Genomic DNA, 19445 nt, shown 5'->3' with positions numbered 1-19445 from the left:
TCACTCTAAAATAATTTTTTCACCGCGTTGCGGCAATATTCTTTCACCATACGGATTCACCAGATTTTCTGGTTTCAGCGTATGGATTGGAACCAATCGTTGGGGCTCGATCCATGCAATGATCTGATCTAAATCAGCTGGTTTCGCATGTCCCGAGTTTGGCAAACGGACAAATTCGATCTCCAGTGCTGCCAATTGATCCAAAAAGACTTGATAAGCTGGATCAAAATCGCCTAACGGCTGCGCATCACTGTGAATATACAAACCACCCGTCTGCAAGTTTTCAAAATGCGCGACTGCTTGCCAAAGGTACTGGCTCGTGTCGGCACATAATGCCTGATAAGAAATGGCGAAGGCTGGATCGAGAGTCGCTGGTACTTGATCATCGATCGTATAGAACGGTACATCTTTATTGAAAATTTCTTTCAACAAAGCAGCTTGCGTCGCCTCTAAAACAACCGTCCGCGGCGCGGCTTCAACAAGCGCCATAAAGCGCTCGACATTGGCTGGATAGCCATTGAAGGTAATTTGTCGTTGGGGATTTTCTTTGACCAAACGCACGAAGGTCTCGATCAATTCTGTTTCACTTTCCACTGTGATCACTTTGGGGTCCGGTTCTCTTTCTGGAAAGCTGATGCTGACCCCTTCCATCATCAATAAATCCGTGTGTTTGGCTAACTGACAGAATTCTTTGGTACGCTCTGGATGATAGCCATGCAAACGCAAATCACCGGTATAAGCGATAAAATGATCTGGCGTGCGAATCAACAAAGCTGCCGCACCGTACGCATCATGATCAACTGGAATGATCTCGACTTCGATTTCCCCGACCCGAATCACATCATGAGGTTCTAAGCCGATCAATTCACGGACAAAGCTTTTTTCTTCATGAGGAACGGGCAGCAAGAAGTCCCCTTTTTGATTCAACACTTCGAGGATCGCTTTGGTTTCCTTCAAGGTGTACATAGGAATATTTGGGTCTAAAAAGTTGATCATCTTGGAATGATCCAGATGGGCGTGGGAAAGAAAAACTGCTGTTTCTTGGTATTCTTTCGTTTCGCTTCCTTGGTACGTGTAATCTAAGCGTGGATCGTAGACATTTTTCAGTTCTGGTATCCAGCGATGCGCAACTAACGTTTGTAATTCTTCATCTGGTAAGGGTGTTTCTGGATGATACTCCGAACCGAAGTCAAAAAAGATATGGGCATCTTTGTACGCAACTTCGATGACGGTCCCTCCAATCGTTAAGATCCCGCTATGAAAGGTAATCGTCGTTTTATCCTTTGATGCCATCTTTAGCCACTCCTTTGATAATTTCTTTTCTAAAGATCAAGTAAATGATCAGAATTGGAATGACGGTCAAGGTCGCTGCCGCCATCTGTAAATGAACATCGCTGCCGCTTTCTGTGGTAAAGGCAGCCAATCCATTATTTAAGAGACGGTATTTTTTCTCATTCGTCACTAACAACGGCCATAAGAAAGAATTCCAGCTAGAGATGAACGTCAGAATCCCGACTGTCACCAAGGCTGGTTTAGACATGGGGATCAAAATTCGGCGGATATAAGCTAGGTCGCTGGCACCGTCAATTTTGGCTGCCTTATAAAAGGTATTAGAAATACTTTGTAAATAACCGTTTAAATAATAGATGTAAAAAATACTGGTCAGAAAGGGAATGATCAACGCACTATACGTATTCAATAAGCCCATTCGCGCAATCGTATTGTAATTGGTGAAAATGATCGATTCATAAGGAACCATCAATAACGAGATCATCAATCCGATAACTAACCGTTTGTATTTGAATTCAAGACTAGTCAATGCAAAGGCAGCTAGAATCGCAGTGATCAGCGTCGCGATAGTCGTCACCGCGGAAACGAAGACCGTATTAAAGAAGTAGCGTAAAAACGGTGCTCGGGTAAAAACTTCCCCGTAGTTGCTCCACTGGAAAGACTCTGGCATGATCGTCGGTGGAATACTGGTTGCTTCACTGTAGGTCATTAGACCAGCTAAAATCATATAGACAAAGGGAAACAGCGTGATCACTGCTAAAATTGCTAAAAACAGCATCGAAACAATCGTGACAATTTTTTTCATTCGTTTATTCGCCCACTTTCTTCAAAAGTTTATTTTGGATAAAGGTGACGAGCAAAATAATGATGAACAAGATCACGGTTGCCGCCATTGCAATCCCCGGACGTCCGGCGATATGGAATTTGTCATAAATATAAAAGACTGCCGTGGTTGCACTGCGGGCGATCCCTGGCTGTCCGCCAAACAAGGCATATACTTGAGTATAGACTTTAAAGGCACTGATCAGATTGACCGTTAACAAGAAGGCAAAAGTCGGGATCAACTGCGGAAAGGTGATTTTCCGAAAAATCTCGCCATCGGTGGCGCCAAACATTTTTGCGATTTTGTAGTGTTCTTTGTCGATGTTGCGCATTCCTGCCAACAAGATAATAATGTTGAAGGCGAGGCTCGTCCAAACGCCAAAGATGATCAAGGTCGTCATACTCATATTGACATTATCCAGCCAGTTGACTGGTGGAATGCCGACAAGACTCAACAAATAGTTGATGATCCCGTAAGAGCCATTGAAAAAGTAGCGAAACACGATCCCGATGGCAATCGTACTCGTGACATAAGGCATAAAAAAGATCGTTTCAAAAAAACTTTTGTATTTGACTTTTTCAAAAATGATCCACGCAATCGCTAAAGAAAGGATCAACGCGATCGGTACGACCGCAAAAGCAAAGAGCGCCGTATTTTGCAGTGCTCGAAAGAAGACTGGGTCCGTTAAAACCCTTTGATAGTTCTCAAGCCCAGCATACTGTTGGTTAATCAAGGTTCCTTTTTGGAAACTCATGATGAAGGAACGAAACAGCGGATATACACTGAATAAGAAAATAATGACCAATGAAGGCAGTAAAAACAGCCATGCTTTCGGTTGGTTCTCAGGGTTATAATTTTTTTTGAACATTAGTAGACCCGCTCTCCTTTTTCATCAAAGATAAAGGCTTTTTTGTAATGAAAATCAAATGACACTTGCGCGCCTTCTTCAATGATTTCTTCAATACTAACGATCGATTTCATATGTTTGTCAGCCAGATCAAAGTTCAAGATTCGTTCTCGTCCGATCAGCTCCACACTCTTGACTTCCGTTTGGAACAAACCTGCTTGCAAGGTGGTCAGCACATCTTCTGGACGAATGCCTAACGTGTATTGGCCGTCTGTTAATGGTTTCTTGAAGCGAAGGTCAGTAAAACGGTCAACTGGTACAGTGAAGGCAGGATGGATCATTTGGCCATCTTTGACTTCTACTGGCAAGATGTTGATGATTGGATTACCGATGAATTTCGCTACAAAAAGATTGTTTGGTTCTAAGTAAAGATTTTGCGGATCATCATTTTGTTGAATGATCCCCTCGTTCATCAAGATGATCTTATCACTGATAGAAAGAGCTTCTTCTTGGTCATGGGTCACGAAGATCGTGGTGATGCCCACTTCTTTGACTAACCGACGGATCTCTTCACGGATCTTCAAGCGCAAACGGGCATCTAAGTTACTTAATGGTTCATCCAGTAGTAAGACTTCTGGACTTTGCACCAAGGCACGCGTGATCGCTACCCGTTGCTGCTGTCCCCCAGAAAGGGTTCCTGGTTTTTTCTGACTTAACTCTTCAATATTGGTCAGTTTCATGAACTTTTCAGCAATTTTCTGTGCTTCGTTTTTCTTGATCTTTTTCTCTCCGACTGTCAGTGGAAACATGACATTTTCTAAAACAGTCATATGGGGATAAAGGGCATAATTCTGAAAAACAAACCCGATATTGCGGTCTTTTGGCTCGGTCTTAACAACGGAAGAACCATTAAAGCGGATATCACCATCGGTGGGACTCAACAACCCCGCGATCAAATTCAATATCGTCGATTTCCCACAACCACTTGGTCCCAACAAACAAACCAAATCGCCTTTTTCTATTGTAAAATCTACTGCTTTCAAGGCTTCAAACTTATTATCGAAAACCTTCTTCAACCCGACTACTTCTATCAAAACTGCCCCTCCATTTTCTCTTTTTCCTCCGAATAGTTGACTGGCATTTCAAGTCACAAAAAAAACGAACTCTTGATGTTTCGGTCAAACGCTCAAAGAAATTCGATTTTAATCATAACAAACGAATGTTTTTATTCGATACCATTATTGTAAATGTTTTGTAAAAATCATTGGGAATTATGAAAGAATTTTTAATTAATTTACCTTTTAATGAGAAAACAATGAGCCAAACAACGCAGTTTCTAGCCAGTAAACACGAACATTTTAACGTTTTTAGAAAATTTTCATGAAAAACGGGTAAAAATTATCAATCCTTTAGTATCCATTGATGTTAACACTATTTTTACGCGACTTTTTGTCCAAAAGCACGTTTAGTAATTGTTTACTAAGACCATCAGTATTTCTTCTTTTAAAATAACAAAAAAAAGGATGATTATTTAAAAAACAATCATCCTTTTTCATTCTATCCTTCGCCTCAGTCACCCGTCAGCGTCAGCAATTTCGTTGAAACTTGCTCAAGAAAATAACGGTCGTGTTCAATGATTAGCATAGAAGGCTCCACCAAATGGATCACTTCCTCTAATTGCTTCTGATTGAAGACGTCCAAATAATTTAGCGGTTCATCCCAGATAAACAATTCTGCTGGTGTCGCTAATGATTTGGCTAGTTCCACGCGTTTACGCTGCCCCATGCTCATTTGCTGGATCGGCGTTTGAAAGACAGCTCTTTCCAAGCCAAGCTTTTTTAAGTTATTTAGCAGATCTTGATAATTCAAGCCATGCTCTTGGGCAAATTCTGTCAGCATCCCACAGTTGTCCTCGTAGTTTTGTCGGACATAACTGATGGTGATCCCATGGGCTGTTTTGATCGTCCCAGTCTGCTGTCCATCGAAAGTACCTAAAATACTCGCAATCAAACTGGACTTGCCAGATCCGTTGGCCCCTTGAATCCCCAAGCGCTCTTTTTGACGGATCGCAAACGTCAGCGGTTTAAACAAAGGCTGCTCATAGCCAAGCTGAAAATGCTCTGCTTCCAGCAACACATCATGATGGCTAACAAGCGGAGTCATTTTCAGAGGATCAATCCACTCAATGTCTTTTAACAACGCAGACTTGTCTTGAATTTGATCTTCCATCCGTTTAACGATCGCTTTCGAGCGCTTCATGGTCCGTGCCGCTCGGGCACCGATCGCCCCCGTATCATAGATTGCCCCGCTGCCTTTTTTGGTCGGCGACCCTAATTTGTCCCGTTCGCGTCCTCGGGACCACTCCGCTTTCTCGGCTGCCGTCTGCTTCAAACGACCGATTTCTTTTTTCAACTTGCTGTTTTGTTCTTGCTCATACGCATCTTTTTGCTGCTTTTGCAGCTCATAGACTGAATAATTCCCTTTGTACAGCACCAAGCGGCTTTTTTCGATCGCCAATACATGATCGACGACTTCATCGACAAACTGTCGATCATGGCTCACAACGATAAACCCGGTTTTTTGCTGCAAATAGCGGGCAACATGTTCGCGAGCGGTCACATCCAAATGGTTGGTTGGTTCATCGATCAAAGGAAAATTCTCTTCATCAACGAACAACCGCGCCAACAGGACTTTCGTTTGCTCGCCGCCAGATAAAGTGGCAAAGGGCCGCCAAAGAACTTCTGGATCAAGCTGCAGCAGGTTCAATTCCCGTTCCAAACGCCACTGCTCAAATTCGCCAGATTCCTGTAAAACAAAAAGCGTCAGTTGCTTATCGTCAGCGACAGGTAAGGGAAAATAAACGAATTGCTGCTCATGGGTGATCGAGCCGCTATAAGGCAATTCATTGAGCAGCAGACGCAGCAAGGTCGTTTTGCCGCGACCATTTCTACCAATCAACCCTAATTTCCATTGTGTATCAAGGTTCAAGTTGGCATCCTCAAAAAGCAACCGTTCCTGGCTGTCAAAGCCAAAAGTTAAATGATTAATACTGATATTCGACATAAATATACCTCGTCTCTATTCACGGAATAGAGTAGACCTAAAGCTATTTTCAGAATCAGTTTTTAGAGGTACACAAAAAGATCCCCCATCGAAAAAGTCAACCAATCCTGAAAATCTGCAGACTATCCCCTTGGAGGAACAGTTTCATGCAGCTTTCAACAAATTGGTTAATTTTTCAATGGAGGATCCCTCATTTCGTTTAATAGTGCCCTAAGTATAGCATTGATCGGCAAAAAAGCGCAAGTTCAGTACCCCCTGCTGCTTTTCCTTTATATTTTATTCACAAACTAAACCCGTTATTGCTGGAAACGTTTCATTAAAAAACACTTGAAACACAAAAAAACCATCAGGTTGGTTAGTCCTGATGGCAAAAGGAGTAAAATGAAAAATAAAAAGGTTGTTGGTTGTGAATTCATTATACCTCCGATAAAAAAACTTTACATGTGAAAAACATAACAGTTAAATTAAATAACTCTTGTTTAACTTGAATGTTTATCATTTTTTTAACAATAAAGCCGTCATCCGTTGAATGGCAAAAGAAATTTCGTCGGTTGCTTCATCTTGCTTGGCTTCTGCCGCATCAAAGGCTTCTTGGTCGATTTTGTTATCGAGACTCAAAATCATCTCATCACAGCCAGCAACATATTTCATATACGCCCGCTCGAATTTTTTATGGATCCCCATCACATTCGCTGGGGGACGTAATTTGCTGATTTTTTCCAGCATCAAGCGGTATTTGTCCGTGCCTTCTTTAAAAATTCTGGTAATCTCAGCTAGCCGCTCAGGTGTTACCTCGGCTTCTTTCTTCTCGTCGATCGCTTTGCGGATCTCTTCATAATTGGGATTCATTTTCTCCCCGATCGCTTCTGTTTCTTTGACAAGATCGTTGATTGTTTGTACATAAAAACCTAAGTTTGGTCGCACAGTGGGTCCCCTACTTTCTTTGTTATTATCTCCTATTTTACCGTTTCTTACTGCAAATGAAAAGGTCAAGTAACAGCCGCAGGGTTTATCGAAAATAAGCCAGCAAAAAAAGGCCTGCTGCCCAGAGAGAAGGACAGCAGACCATTGATTGTTTTTCCGTTTATTTTTGGCTTATTTGCGTCCCATTGCTCGTTGGATCGCTTTGACGATCTCAACGACTGGAATGATCGCAAAGGAGGCCCCTAAAACGATGCCCCATTGATACAAGTCAAGGTGTGCAACACGGAAGATATCATTTAATCCTGGCACGATGAAGATCACCAGCATCAACGCAAAGGACAACAGGATCGCCCAGTTGAAGGCTTTGTTTCTAAATGCCCCTACTTTAAAGAGCGACTGATGGATCGATTTGACGTTGAAGGCATGGAACAACTGCATCAATCCTAACGTGGCAAAGGCCATCGTTAAGGCATCGGCATGGATCGCATCGTACGTATTGTGAACGGGCCATTGGATCGCTGACCAATAAACGAACAGCACGGTTGCCGCTTCTAAGATCCCTTGGTAGATGATACTGCTCATCACACCACCAGAGAAGAAGTTGGAACTGCGTCCCCGCGGTGCATGTTTCATTAGATCTTTTTCAGCAGGCTCCATTCCTAAAGCAATTGCTGGGAATGTATCCGTTACTAGGTTGATCCAAAGCAAGTGGATCGGCAATAGCGAGTCCCAACCCCACAAGGTTGCTAAGAACAAGGTCAAAACTTCCCCTAGGTTAGCGGCTAGCAAGTATTGAATCGCTTTTTGAATATTGGAGAAGACTTTTCGTCCTTCTTCCACTGCTACGACGATCGTAGCGAAGTTGTCATCTGCTAGGACCATATCGGAAGCACCTTTAGAAACTTCGGTACCTGTGATCCCCATGCCGACACCAATATCGGCTTGCTTCAGTGACGGTGCATCGTTGACCCCGTCACCAGTCATGGCAACGACTTTGCCTTCTTGTTGCCAAGCTTTGACGATCCGAACTTTATGTTCAGGTGATACCCGTGCATAGACTGAGTAGTTCGCTACCTTTTGGGCAAACTCTTCTTCGCTCATTTTATTGAGTTCAGCGCCAGTCAAGACGGCATCATCATCGCCCGGTTTGATGATCCCTAAACGTCCCGCAATGGCTTCAGCTGTATCGCGGTGGTCTCCGGTGATCATGATTGGACGAATCCCAGCTTCTTTGGCTAAACGTACCGCATCGGCTGCTTCTGCCCGTTCTGGGTCGATCATTCCGACTAAGCCAGCAAAGACCAAATCATTTTCGACGATTTCTGATTCTAAGTTTTCTGGTACTTGGTCTACATATTTGTAGGCCATCCCCAATACCCGCAGTGCTTGTTTTGCCATATCGGTATTGTTGAATAAGATTTTTTCTTTTTCTTCATTGGTCATCGGCAGCTCTTGGCCGTCCAATAATACTTTTGAGGTTCTGCCTAGCAAGACATCTGGTGCGCCTTTGACAGCAACTAAATAGCGACCGTCTTCTTGTTGGTGGATCGTACTCATAAGTTTTCGGTCAGAATCAAATGGCAGATCTGCTACCCGTGGTTCTTGATTGACAAGATCACGCACATGGAATCCTTGATCCATCCCGAATTGCACCAATGCGGTCTCGGTCGGATCACCGATCAAGTTGCCTTCTTCACCAAATTTTGTATCATTGGCAAAGTTCATGACTTTTAATGCCATGTTATCTAACGGAATATCTTCTGAAGCAGCATGTTGCTTGTCATTGACATACAATTTTTCCACGGTCATTTGATTCAACGTCAACGTACCAGTTTTATCAGAAGCGATAATATCGGTTGCCCCAAGGGTTTCAACCGCTGGCAATTTACGGATCACTGCATTTCGTTTCGCCATTACTTGCGTACCTAAGGCTAAGATGATCGTTACGATCGCTGGCAGCCCTTCTGGGATCGCCGCTACTGCTAATGAGATCGACGTCAATAGCATGTCGACCCATGACGTATTGTTAAAGATCGTTCCAACAAAGAACATGATCACTGCAATGATAATGATGGCGATCGTCAGGAATTTTCCTAGTTCATTTAAGTTACGCTTCAACGGTGTTTCGGTTTCTTGGGCGCTAGCCAGCATGCCAGCGATTTTCCCAACTTCAGTTCCCATCCCTGTATTGACCACGACCCCTTTGCCGCGGCCATAGGTCACATTACTGTTTGAATATGCCATATTGACGCGATCGCCGATCCCGACATCCGTCCCTTCGATGACGGTCAATTCTTTTTCGACTGGTACGGACTCACCGGTCAAAGCAGCTTCTTCAATTTTTAAAGAACTTGCTTCTAAAAGGCGTAAATCTGCCGGTACGACATCGCCAGCTTCTAATAGGACAATATCCCCCGGCACCAATTCATCGCTCTTGATGGTGACGGTATGACCATTACGCAACACATTGGCATTTGGTGTAGACATTTCTCTTAGTGCTTCGATTGCTTGCTCCGCCTTCGCCTCTTGAACGACACCCATGATCGCGTTGATAATGACAACTGCTAAAATAATAATTGAGTCCACGACTTCATGGGAAACGACTGCTGAGATAATCGCCGCCGCTAGCAAAACAATGATCATCAAATCTTTGAATTGTTCAAAGAATTTTTGTACCATCGATTTCTTTTTGCCTTCTTCTAATTCGTTGGGACCGTACTCAGATAAGCGTTTTTGTGCTTCATCGTTCGTTAATCCATTGGCATCTGTTTGCATTTCTTCCAGAACATGCTGCGCTTCTTGCGCATAAAACGCCTGCGATAGCTGTTCCTTTTTGTTTTCTTCTGACATGTTTCTCCTCCTTTTATATTTACTCTTCCTTTATTGTACATGATATGAAAAAAAATAGACTTATGTATGCACTGTCTAAGCATACATAAGTCTCACTGTTTAAGACAGCACCAGAAATTTCTTTCAGGATGGTGATACTGCCGCAGATAAAATCCGCCAATTACTCCCTCATGTTCATGTCAATAACCTACATTATACAAAAACTTTTCAGGTCTGGCAATTTTAATTTTGCTGAAACTAGCAGAAGGATTTCTCCTAAGAATCAGGCGATGATCGAGCCGTTTGGCATGCCTTTTGGTGCTTCCACGATTTGCAGACGACCGTCATTGTCTTCTGCTGAAAGGATCATTCCTTGGCTGACTTGTCCCCGCATTTTCCGCGGTTTCAAGTTAGCAACGATCACGACTTTTTTACCGATCAAATCTTGCGGTTCTGGATAAAATTCAGCGATCCCCGATAAAATTTGACGATCTTGATCATCTCCCGCAGCTAAGCGGAATTGCAGCAACTTGTCGGCGCCTTTGACTTTTTGACAGTCAACGACTTCTGCCACTTTTAATTCGATCTTGTCGAAGTCTTCGTATTTGATCTCGGCTTTTTCGGATTGCAATGTGGTTTCTTCTGGATTCCATTTGACTGTTTCTTCTGGACTTTGCGTCCCTTCAGCCATTTTCTTTTGGATGTAGGCTACTTCTGTTTCAAGTTCCAAACGAGGGAAAATCGGTGTGCCTTTGGCAACGACTTTCGTGCCGCTTGGAAATTCACCAAAGCGTAAATCTTTCAGATCCATGGCAACAGAAGCCAATCCTAATTGTTGGAAAATATTGGCTGGTGTTTCTGTCATCACCGGTTGCAATAAGATCGCAACGATGCGTAAGCTTTCCGCTAAATGAACCATTACACTGTTTAATTCCGCGCGCTTTTCTTCTTCTTTGGCTAACACCCATGGTTGAGTTTCGTCAATGTATTTGTTGGCACGGGAGATCAACGTCCATACTTCTGACAATGCCGTACTGAATTCCATTTTATCCATGGCTTCATGGTAACGACCAACAACATTGGCAGCAGTCGTTGACAGCTCGCTATCAAAAGGCGTCACTTTTGAGGCATAATCTGGCACTAAGCCATCACAATATTTATTGATCATAGCGATCGTCCGATTCAACAGGTTTCCTAAATCATTGGCTAGATCGTAGTTCAAACGAGAAACGAAATCTTCTGGTGTAAACACACCATCGCTGCCAAAAGGAACCGCTCGTAAGAGGTAATAACGCAACGCATCTAAGCTGTAGCGCTCCACTAACATTTCTGGATAAACGACATTGCCTTTAGATTTCGACATCTTGCCGTCTTTCATCATCAACCAGCCATGGCCAAAGATTTTTTTCGGTAATGGCAAGTCTAATGCCATCAGCATGATTGGCCAATAGATCGTATGGAAACGCACGATTTCTTTCCCAACCATATGCACGTCAGCTGGCCAGTATTTTTGGAACAAGGAATCGTCGTCTGAGCCATAGCCTAATGCCGTAATATAGTTGGATAACGCATCGATCCACACATACACCACGTGTTCAGGACTAGCAGTGACTGGGATACCCCATTTAAAGGTCGTTCTGGAAACAGCCAGGTCTTCTAAGCCAGGTTTGATGAAATTATTCAGCATTTCATTTTTACGTGATTCTGGTTGAATGAACTCTGGGTGCTCATCATAGTATTCAACCAAACGATCGGCATATTTGCTCATGCGGAAGAAATAAGAAGATTCCTTCACCAATTCTACCTCATGACCGCTTGGTGCTTTACCGCCGATGACTTTGCCTTCTTCATCTCGGTAAACTTCTGCTAATTGCGTTTCAGTAAAGTATTCTTCATCAGAAACGGAATACCACCCTTCATATTCACCAAGATAGATATCTCCTTGATCAAGCAATTGCTGGAAGATTTTTTGAACGGCTTTTTTATGGTAATCATCCGTTGTGCGGATAAATTTATCGTAACTGATGTCTAGTGTGTTCCATAGTTTCTTGACGTCAGCTGCCATTTTGTCGACGTATTCTTGCGGATCTACGCCAAGTTCTTCTGCTTTTTTCTCGATTTTTTGACCGTGCTCATCGACACCCGTCAAATAAAAGACATCAAAGCCCATCAATCGTTTGTATCGTGCTACCGCATCACAAGCGATCGTCGTGTAAGAATTCCCGATATGCAGCTTGCCGCTTGGATAATAAATTGGCGTCGTAATATAGAATGTTTCTTTTTCAGCCATGGACGCAAGTCCTCCTTTTCACTAGTAAAGTGTATACTTAGGTAGTATACAGTTCGCAACCCAAAAATGCTATAATTTTAATCAAAAAAGCGGATAACCTAAGACCTTTTTCCATGGTCTACAAGGAACAAAGGAATCGTTTTGGTCCTTAACACGCAGCAAATAAACCAGCAGATTTGAGCATTTCTTTTCTACTAGTTATCATAGCGCAGATAGCCGTTCACTTCAATGTTCTAGGGGAAGAATCTTGCTTAGATAGAAAGGGTGCTAGTGAGGGAGTTGCTTCTTTTTTCTGATCGTTTTGTGTCTTACAAGCGGCAACTAGCGCTTATTCGATCATAGATTCTACCATCAGCGTTTGTGGTCCCTCTTCTTCAATCGTCACTTCTTTGATCAAGCGATAGGTTCCTTTCGGCAAGGTGCCAAAATACTTCGACCAATTGATTAGTAAAGTTGTTTGACTGTGGGCAGAGGCATAATGACCGATGTCTTGAAAAACCACGTCTTCTTTAAAAAGGAGCTCCCGCCATTCATCCCCCTCGAAAACATCCACTGCAAAATAGTTGTCGTAGATCACCCTCTGATCGGAATGATTGTACAGTTTGAAGCGTCCGGATGTTGCTGTGCTGGTTTCCACTTCCAGACGAAGGGTTGCTTGTTGAGGGGATGGGGGCCCCATAAACGTATCGGCAGGGCTTCGATTGACACTTTGCCCAACCATCAAATCCGTCGGCTGCTCTTGCAGCTGACGGAAACCGGTACAGCCACTAATGATCAACAACAGTAATAGAAAAACGAGAAACTTGATCGTCTTCACCTCTTTTCCCCCTCTCGAAAGAATTCTCTGCGGCTCGCCTTCTTTCCTCTAGTATACCTATTTCGTGCCTTTTCAGCAGCATTTCTAGTCATTTATTGCTTTTTTTGAGAAAAAGGATCTGAAAAAGCTTCTTGCAGACGGTCTTTGATTAACAGGTGCTTCTTTTGCTATAATGAGGAAGACTTCACTTATAGAAAGGAACGCTATGACTCGAAAAAACAAACAGCATTTTTTGCTTTTAACTGTGCTTTCTGTGGGACACTTGCTTTTTTCAACCACAAGTTACCCCTTTTTGTTTGCGTACTTCAATAGCCATGATTATGCTGCGCTCTTTGCAACAGCGGTGGCAGTCCTCCGTGTGCTTTTTTTGCTCTGGATCGCTCTTTGGGGCTATTCAGCACTCAAAGAACACCCGCCATCTTCTTGGCTTTATCTCGCATTATTTTTCCTTAATTTGATCGTTCCTTATTTTTTCCGTTAAGGAAAACCGTCGCGTTCAGCTACTTACTTTATCTAAGGCAGGAGAAACCAATGAAAGAATTTACCTCAAAATCAGCTGAAAAACACTACTATGAAAAAGAAGCGTCAGAAGCAGAGTTTCTTACATGGTATCAGGCGCAAGATCAGCCGAAATACGAGAAACCTTCCGTAACCGTCGATATGGTTTTGATGTGTTACAACAAAGAAGAAGAACAATTAAAAATTGCGCTGATCCAAAGAAAAGGCCACCCTTTCCGTAATTCTTGGGCATTGCCGGGAGGCTTCGTCAATCCCAATGAATCGACGGGGCAAAGTGTGATCCGTGAGACGCAAGAAGAGATCGGGGTCACCATCTCCAAGCAAAACATCGAACAGCTGCATACCTTCAGCACCCCAGATCGCGATCCTCGCGGTTGGGTGATAACCGTCAGCTATTTGGCTTTTATCGGTGAAGAACCCTTAAGTGCCGGTGACGATGCGAACCAAGTACGCTGGTTCTCTTTAGAAAGAAAAGCCAATCAAATTTATTTGACCAGCGGCGAGATCGAGATCATTCTTGACCTAGTGACTGGCGCCTCTGTTGGAAAAGATACGTTGGCTTTTGACCACAGCGCGATCATCCTCAAAGCTTTCAAACGGGTTGCCAACAAGATGGAACACGAGCCACAAGTGCTGCTCGTGTTAGGCAAAGACTTTACGATCACGGAAGCCCGTAAAGTATTCGCCAAGTTTTTAGGGATCGATTTTAAAATGATCGATCATTCCAACTTCAAAAAATCCATGCTCCAATATTTTACGGAAGTTGGCGAAAAGCCCGTCGGCATCGGGCGTCCCTCAAAGATCTATCGCTTAAATGACGCATTTTTAGGTGACAAAATGTAAAAAAATACAACCCCCTGTCAGACCGTAGTTTGGCAGGGGGTTGCTGGTTAATCATAATTAGTGAACGTGGTTCCTAGAAACAAAAATCAGAAAGATTTTTTCTATACCCTAGGCGATCCCTGGCGTTCCTTCCAGTTCAAGCGGCTCAGCTGCTCATTTCGCCTGAGAGCCGTTCTAGCTTCTGTTGGTCCTGCGTATCCAACGTGACAAACCGCAGTTCTTTGCCGTACCACTGCGCTTTGTACTGGATTTTGCGAACGAATTGATGCCAATCACTGATGCTGTAATGACCAGCTTTTAAAACCGTATCTTCTGCGATTTGTTCCAAATAGATCGTATCGTACTGTTTTACGAGATGGTAGCTGACTTGATCGATGAATTCCCGCTTTTGACAGCAGTGAAAACGATAAAGGCGAGCGACCTTTCCTTTTAGCTTCTGATAATTTCGCGCCTGGGTCAAAAGGATTTTCTTCCGTTTGACCGCCGTCGCTTTCACCTGAAGTTTGCGTTCTGCTCGCGTCAGCTTTTGCTTCGTTTGGATGGCATGCTCACAGGTTATGGGTATCGGCTGGTTGGCTTTGACCAACTGCTGCGGATCATAAACAACAGCGACAGAGGCTTGCTGCTTCGGCAATGGCGGGATCTCTTCCAAACAAAGGATCGAGATGTAAAACTCTTCGTTGTTTTTTGCTGAGATCGTTGCCGATTTGATCTTGCCTTTGATCGCCCGATGCTTTTTTACGGGAACCAATGTTTTAAGCTTTGGCAGCTTGATTTGATCGTCTTCAAAATAAATGGTGTGCTGCTGATTATTGGTGGTATACGATTGCCAGATACTTTTTTTGGTTTTCATTTTTGGAAAGCCAGCCCGCTTTTGAAAGTAATTTCGAAACGCTCGGTCCAGATTCCGTTGTGCATTCGCCAATGCCAAACTATCGGTCTCCTTCAAAAAAGGATACTCCTTTTTTAGTTTGGCTGGCGTCAACCCTTGCTTTGCTTCATTGTTGGCCAGCTCCTCCATCTTTGCCTCCAGCAGTTGATTGTACGTAAAACGTACACAGCCGAAGGTTTCGATGAAAAACTGTTTTTGCTGTCCATTAGGATAGATCCGAAATTTGTATGCTTTTAAAACACCCAGTTTCATCTCCTCCTAACACTCCCTATACCTTTGACGCTAGTTCCCCTTTTTTTGTGCTAACTTTTCTTGATAGATCTTGGCTTCTTTTTTCGTGGCATAAACGAAATGTCCTGGTGCGATCTCTTCCATTGCTCGTTCTTGGTTATCGTTTGGTTCGCTGACGTATTTGATCCGCTTGCGTTGACGCTCATGGTCAGGATCTGGCAGCGGAATCGCTGATAAAAGACTTTCAGTATACGGATGGACCCCGTAATGATAGATTTCATCGCTGGTGCCTACTTCTAGCAGTTTGCCGTTGTGCATCACGCCGATCCGATCGCTGATGTGTTTGACCATCGATAAATCATGGGCGATAAACAAGTACGTCAATTTATGTTCTTCTTGCAAATCTTGCAGCAAGTTGACGACTTGGGCTTGGATCGAAACATCCAATGCCGAGATCGGTTCATCACAGATGATGAATTTTGGATCGACAGCTAACGCGCGGGCGATCCCGATCCGCTGACGTTGTCCACCTGAAAATTCATGGGGATAACGGGTCCCGTGACTTGGGTTTAGTCCGACCGTTCGCAAAAGTTCATCCACCCGATCATTGCGTTCTTTTTCATTTTTGGCTAATCCGTTGATATCGATCCCTTCGGCAATAATGTCCCGAACTTTCATCCGTGGATTCAAGGAAGCATAAGGATCTTGGAAGACCATTTGAACTTCCCGGCGAAAATCAGCCAGCGGTTTCTTGCCTTTGATTTTCATAACATCTTGTCCATCAAAAAGAACTTCGCCTCCGGTAGGGTTATTCAAGCGAATCACCGTCCGTCCAGTCGTCGATTTTCCGCTTCCAGATTCACCGACTAGACCAAAGGTTTCTCCTTCATAGATTTGGAAGGAGATATCATCGACGGCTTTGACTTCGTCTTTGCGGCCAACGTTAAAATATTGTTTGAGATTCTTTACTTCAAGTAAAACTTTTTCCAACCGTTTCTCCTCCTTTAGACAGATGCCTGAGTATTTTTTTCTTGGAATTTTTTCCAGCGAATCAAGATCTCATCCGGCGGAGTCACTTTCGGTGCTTGTGGCGCTAACAGCCAAGTGGCCGCTTTGTGCGTCGGTGAGACGTCAAAGAATGGCGGTTGCTGTTCAGCATCGATCTGCAAGGCAAACTCGTTCCGTGGATAAAAAGCATCACCTGTTGGCGGATCTAACAAATCTGGAGGTGAACCAGGAATCGCGTACAAGCGATCGCCTGTTCCTTCTAACGTCGGCATCGAACCTAACAAGCCCCAAGTGTATGGATGTTGTGGGTTATAGAAGATCTCTTCTGCGGTCCCCACTTCGACGATTTTCCCACCGTACATCACGGCCACCCGATCCGCCACATTGGCAACGACCCCTAAGTCATGGGTAATGAAGACGATGGACGAATTGATTTTCTTCTGGATATCTTTTAATAACTCTAAGATTTGTGCTTGGATCGTTACATCCAATGCAGTCGTTGGTTCATCTGCAATCAAGATCTGCGGGTAACAGATCAACGCGATCGCAATGACGATCCGCTGCCGCTGACCACCAGAAAATTGATGCGGATAATTTTTCAAGCGTTTCTCAGCATTCGGGATGCCGACAAGGTTCAATAGTTCCAACGCTTGTCGCAAGCCTTCTTTTTTACTGATTTTGTTGTGCTTCATCAATGATTCTGCCACTTGCTTGCCAATCGGCATCGTTGGGTCCAATGAAGTCATTGGATCTTGGAAAATCATGGCGATTTCCTTGCCACGGATTTTTTGCAGTTCTTTTTCGGATTTTTTCAAAATGTCCGTCCCATTGAAGAGGATCTGGCCATTATCGACATTGGCATTGCTGGCTAACAACCCCATGATACTGCGGGTCGTCACGGACTTGCCGCTCCCAGATTCGCCCACGATCGCCAAGGTTTCTCCTTTGTATAGATCGAAACTGACATCGCGGATCGCTTGGACTTTCCCAGCAAAGGTGTCAAAAGAAATTTCTAAGTTTTTCACTTCTAAGACTTTTTTCATAGCAATCACTCTTTCATTTTCGGATCAAAGGCATCACGCAAACCGTCTGCCAGCAAGTTGAACCCAATCATAATCACAGACAAGGTCACAGCTGGTACCCACATTTGGTAAGGCAGGAACAAGAAGGTTTTGTAGCCATCGCTTAGTAACATCCCTAAAGATGCTGAAGGTGGTTTTAATCCTAGCCCAATAAAGCTTAGGAAGGCCTCGAAGAAAATCGCCGAGGGGATACTGAACATCATTTGTACGATGATCACGCTGGAAATATTCGGTAATACGTGTTTCATCGCAATCTTGAGGCGACTTTCCCCCAGCGTCGTTGCGGCTAAAACGAATTCTTGATCTTTTAGTTTCATCGTTTGGGCCCGTACGATCCGCGCCATTGGAATCCAGTTAGTGATCGCCATTGCTGCCACGATCGAGAAGATCCCAGGTTCAAAAACCACCAACATCAAGATCATTACCACTAAGTTGGGAATACCAGATAAGATTTCTAGAAAACGTTGCATCACATTATCGATCCGTCCACCTAAAAGACCAGAGATCAGGCCATAGGTTACACCAAAGATGATGTCAAGCATTGCCGCGATAAACGCGATCAACAAGGAAATACGTGTTCCTACAAATAGACGACTCAGTAGGTCACGACCCAAGCCATCCGTTCCTAAAAGGAAATACGTCCCGTCAGGAACATTGGCAGCTGCATACTTATCTACTAGCTCGCCTCCCACCATCGCATAGCCGTTTAAGCCATTGATGTTGATACCAGGAATTTTCGGCGGCAGATTTGTAAAGGTCACATTTTGCGCAGTTGGATCATGTGGCGAGACAAAAATCGTAATGATTGAGATCGCGATAATGATCAGCAGCAAAATGATTGAGAAAACAGCGGCTTTGTTCTTTTTCAGACGACGCCATGAATCTTGGAAAAACGTTAATGAAGGGGTTGCGATCGCTTCACGCTCTTCATTGGTATTTTTTTGTAACGGTTGAAATTTGGCTGCATCGATGGCAGCAACATCATTTGCTGTGTAAGGTTTCTCTGCCATTAGCCACGACTCCCTTCTGAAACTCGGATCCGCGGATCAACGATTCCATATAAAATATCAACAACAAGAATAACAAAGACCAACATCGCGGAATAAAGAATTGTTACCGCCATGATCGTTGGATAGTCATTGGTCATGATTGATTTTACGAACTGTTCACCGATACCTGGGATCGCAAAAATATTTTCTACGACAAGAGAACCCGTCATCAAACCGACAGCTAGCGGTCCTAACAGCGTCAATAACGGAATCAAACTATTCCGCAAACCATGCTTGAAGGCAATTTCCCAGCGGCTCAACCCTTTTGCTCGTGCCAACTCGACATAATCACTATGCAGCACTTCCACCATCTCGGTTCGAATAAACCTGGCGGAATCCGCTAATGGCGACATCGCCAAGGCGACGGTCGGTAGGATCGTGCTGGCAAAAGTCTCCCACTTAGCAATCGGTAAGATCCCTAGTTTGATGGCAAAAATGTATTGCAGCAACACGGCAAAGACAAAGTTAGGGATCGAACGTCCTAAGATCGCCACTAAGGTAGACGTTGTATCGATCCAAGTATTTTGTTTCATCGCAGAGATCGTTCCTAAAATGATCCCAAAGAACGTACCAAAGATGATCGCTTGTAGCCCTAGTTGCAGTGAAGGTCCGATTCTTCCTGATAATAAATTCGCTACTGGCTGGTTTTTAAATTGGAAAGAGATTCCAAAGTCACCTTTTAGTAAATTGGTCAAATAAAGCCAATATTGGGTAATGATCGGTTTGTCCAATCCTGCTTGCTCATTTAGCAAGGCAATTTGTTCTGGACTTAATTTTTCAGCATTCGTATATGGTGTTCCTGGCAAAAATTGCATCAAGAAAAAGGTGATCGTGGCAATCAGCCATAATGTTAAGACCATGTAGAACACTCGTTTCAATAAATATTTCAAAAAGCTGTTCACGCAGTTTCCCCCTTAAGTATTTTGACTTCTATTCAA

The 19445-nt window shown here is 43.6% G+C and carries 16 protein-coding genes; 2 read left to right on the top strand and 14 right to left on the bottom strand.

The window, feature by feature from the left end; translation table 11 throughout:
• The 9 genes from IGJ15_RS01800 to IGJ15_RS01760 form a co-directional block, all read right to left on the bottom strand.
• The gene (locus tag IGJ15_RS01800; protein ID WP_010749113.1) at nucleotides 1-1293 is read right to left on the bottom strand and encodes an MBL fold metallo-hydrolase; all 1293 of its coding nucleotides are present in this window, start codon (nucleotides 1291-1293) and stop codon (nucleotides 1-3) included.
• Nucleotides 1277-2095, bottom strand: a complete 819-nt coding sequence (locus IGJ15_RS01795) for a carbohydrate ABC transporter permease (protein ID WP_005228015.1) — start codon at nucleotides 2093-2095, stop codon at nucleotides 1277-1279. The genes IGJ15_RS01800 and IGJ15_RS01795 overlap by 17 nt, the downstream gene beginning before the upstream one ends.
• A 4-nt stretch (nucleotides 2096-2099) precedes the next feature.
• Entirely contained in the window at nucleotides 2100-2981 is an 882-nt protein-coding gene (locus tag IGJ15_RS01790; RefSeq protein WP_005228014.1) for a carbohydrate ABC transporter permease, read from the bottom strand.
• The gene (locus IGJ15_RS01785; protein ID WP_005228012.1) at nucleotides 2981-4054 is read right to left on the bottom strand and encodes an ABC transporter ATP-binding protein; all 1074 of its coding nucleotides are present in this window, start codon (nucleotides 4052-4054) and stop codon (nucleotides 2981-2983) included. Before IGJ15_RS01785 ends, IGJ15_RS01790 begins: the two co-directional genes overlap by 1 nt.
• A gap of 475 nt (nucleotides 4055-4529) precedes the next feature.
• The gene (gene abc-f, locus IGJ15_RS01780; RefSeq protein WP_081116890.1) at nucleotides 4530-6023 is read right to left on the bottom strand and encodes a ribosomal protection-like ABC-F family protein; all 1494 of its coding nucleotides are present in this window, start codon (nucleotides 6021-6023) and stop codon (nucleotides 4530-4532) included.
• A 495-nt stretch (nucleotides 6024-6518) separates the two neighbouring features.
• Complete coding sequence (locus IGJ15_RS01775; protein ID WP_005228008.1) at nucleotides 6519-6947, bottom strand: hypothetical protein; 429 nt, start codon at nucleotides 6945-6947, stop codon at nucleotides 6519-6521.
• Nucleotides 6948-7118: 171 nt separating this feature from the next.
• Entirely contained in the window at nucleotides 7119-9797 is a 2679-nt protein-coding gene (locus IGJ15_RS01770; RefSeq protein WP_005228006.1) for a cation-translocating P-type ATPase, read from the bottom strand.
• 262 nt (nucleotides 9798-10059) lie between these two features.
• The gene (metG, locus tag IGJ15_RS01765) at nucleotides 10060-12066 is read right to left on the bottom strand and encodes a methionine--tRNA ligase (RefSeq protein WP_005228005.1); all 2007 of its coding nucleotides are present in this window, start codon (nucleotides 12064-12066) and stop codon (nucleotides 10060-10062) included.
• Nucleotides 12067-12394: 328 nt separating this feature from the next.
• Nucleotides 12395-12883 (bottom strand): immunoglobulin-like domain-containing protein, encoded by a 489-nt coding sequence (locus IGJ15_RS01760; protein ID WP_010749111.1) that lies wholly within the window; start codon nucleotides 12881-12883, stop codon nucleotides 12395-12397.
• A 205-nt stretch (nucleotides 12884-13088) separates the two neighbouring features.
• Here IGJ15_RS01760 and IGJ15_RS01755 point away from each other — a divergent pair, with 205 nt between their 5' ends.
• Both IGJ15_RS01755 and IGJ15_RS01750 read left to right on the top strand, forming a co-directional pair.
• Nucleotides 13089-13364: a hypothetical protein gene (locus IGJ15_RS01755; protein WP_010749110.1), complete on the top strand. Its 276-nt coding sequence runs from the start codon at nucleotides 13089-13091 to the stop codon at nucleotides 13362-13364.
• A 50-nt stretch (nucleotides 13365-13414) separates the two neighbouring features.
• Nucleotides 13415-14245, top strand: coding sequence for an NUDIX domain-containing protein (locus tag IGJ15_RS01750; protein WP_005228002.1), 831 nt, complete (start codon nucleotides 13415-13417; stop codon nucleotides 14243-14245).
• Between the two features lie 145 nt (nucleotides 14246-14390).
• On the opposite strand, the gene IGJ15_RS01745 is transcribed toward IGJ15_RS01750, so the two are convergent.
• Genes IGJ15_RS01745 through opp3b form a run of 5 tightly spaced genes read right to left on the bottom strand, consistent with a single transcriptional unit; the run spans nucleotide 14391 to nucleotide 19409 of the window.
• The gene (locus IGJ15_RS01745) at nucleotides 14391-15389 is read right to left on the bottom strand and encodes an RNA-guided endonuclease TnpB family protein (protein WP_010749109.1); all 999 of its coding nucleotides are present in this window, start codon (nucleotides 15387-15389) and stop codon (nucleotides 14391-14393) included.
• A 30-nt stretch (nucleotides 15390-15419) separates the two neighbouring features.
• Nucleotides 15420-16358, bottom strand: a complete 939-nt coding sequence (locus IGJ15_RS01740; RefSeq protein WP_005227998.1) for an ABC transporter ATP-binding protein — start codon at nucleotides 16356-16358, stop codon at nucleotides 15420-15422.
• Nucleotides 16359-16372: 14 nt separating this feature from the next.
• Complete coding sequence (locus IGJ15_RS01735; protein ID WP_216593164.1) at nucleotides 16373-17425, bottom strand: ABC transporter ATP-binding protein; 1053 nt, start codon at nucleotides 17423-17425, stop codon at nucleotides 16373-16375.
• Complete coding sequence (locus tag IGJ15_RS01730; RefSeq protein ID WP_005227994.1) at nucleotides 17425-18468, bottom strand: ABC transporter permease; 1044 nt, start codon at nucleotides 18466-18468, stop codon at nucleotides 17425-17427. Before IGJ15_RS01730 ends, IGJ15_RS01735 begins: the two co-directional genes overlap by 1 nt.
• Nucleotides 18468-19409, bottom strand: coding sequence for an oligopeptide ABC transporter permease (opp3b, locus tag IGJ15_RS01725; protein ID WP_005227991.1), 942 nt, complete (start codon nucleotides 19407-19409; stop codon nucleotides 18468-18470). The genes IGJ15_RS01730 and opp3b overlap by 1 nt, the downstream gene beginning before the upstream one ends.
• Nucleotides 19410-19445 lie beyond the last annotated feature (36 nt).

Source organism: Enterococcus sp. AZ079, from assembly GCF_050547255.1.
In the GTDB taxonomy this organism is placed as follows: domain Bacteria; phylum Bacillota; class Bacilli; order Lactobacillales; family Enterococcaceae; genus Enterococcus_D; species Enterococcus_D casseliflavus.
This window is presented reverse-complemented; position numbering and strand designations above follow the sequence as displayed.

What these genes read in the sequence shown, in the direction of transcription:
- IGJ15_RS01800 (WP_010749113.1), bottom strand. Translation starts at nt 1,293, where the DNA reads ATGGCATCAAAGGATAAAACGACGATTACCTTTCATAGCGGGATCTTA.
- IGJ15_RS01795 (WP_005228015.1), bottom strand. Translation starts at nt 2,095, where the DNA reads ATGAAAAAAATTGTCACGATTGTTTCGATGCTGTTTTTAGCAATTTTA.
- IGJ15_RS01790 (WP_005228014.1), bottom strand. Translation starts at nt 2,981, where the DNA reads ATGTTCAAAAAAAATTATAACCCTGAGAACCAACCGAAAGCATGGCTG.
- abc-f (WP_081116890.1), bottom strand. Translation starts at nt 6,023, where the DNA reads ATGTCGAATATCAGTATTAATCATTTAACTTTTGGCTTTGACAGCCAG.
- IGJ15_RS01770 (WP_005228006.1), bottom strand. Translation starts at nt 9,797, where the DNA reads ATGTCAGAAGAAAACAAAAAGGAACAGCTATCGCAGGCGTTTTATGCG.
- metG (WP_005228005.1), bottom strand. Translation starts at nt 12,066, where the DNA reads ATGGCTGAAAAAGAAACATTCTATATTACGACGCCAATTTATTATCCA.
- IGJ15_RS01755 (WP_010749110.1), top strand. Translation starts at nt 13,089, where the DNA reads ATGACTCGAAAAAACAAACAGCATTTTTTGCTTTTAACTGTGCTTTCT.
- IGJ15_RS01750 (WP_005228002.1), top strand. Translation starts at nt 13,415, where the DNA reads ATGAAAGAATTTACCTCAAAATCAGCTGAAAAACACTACTATGAAAAA.
- IGJ15_RS01745 (WP_010749109.1), bottom strand. Translation starts at nt 15,389, where the DNA reads ATGAAACTGGGTGTTTTAAAAGCATACAAATTTCGGATCTATCCTAAT.
- IGJ15_RS01730 (WP_005227994.1), bottom strand. Translation starts at nt 18,468, where the DNA reads ATGGCAGAGAAACCTTACACAGCAAATGATGTTGCTGCCATCGATGCA.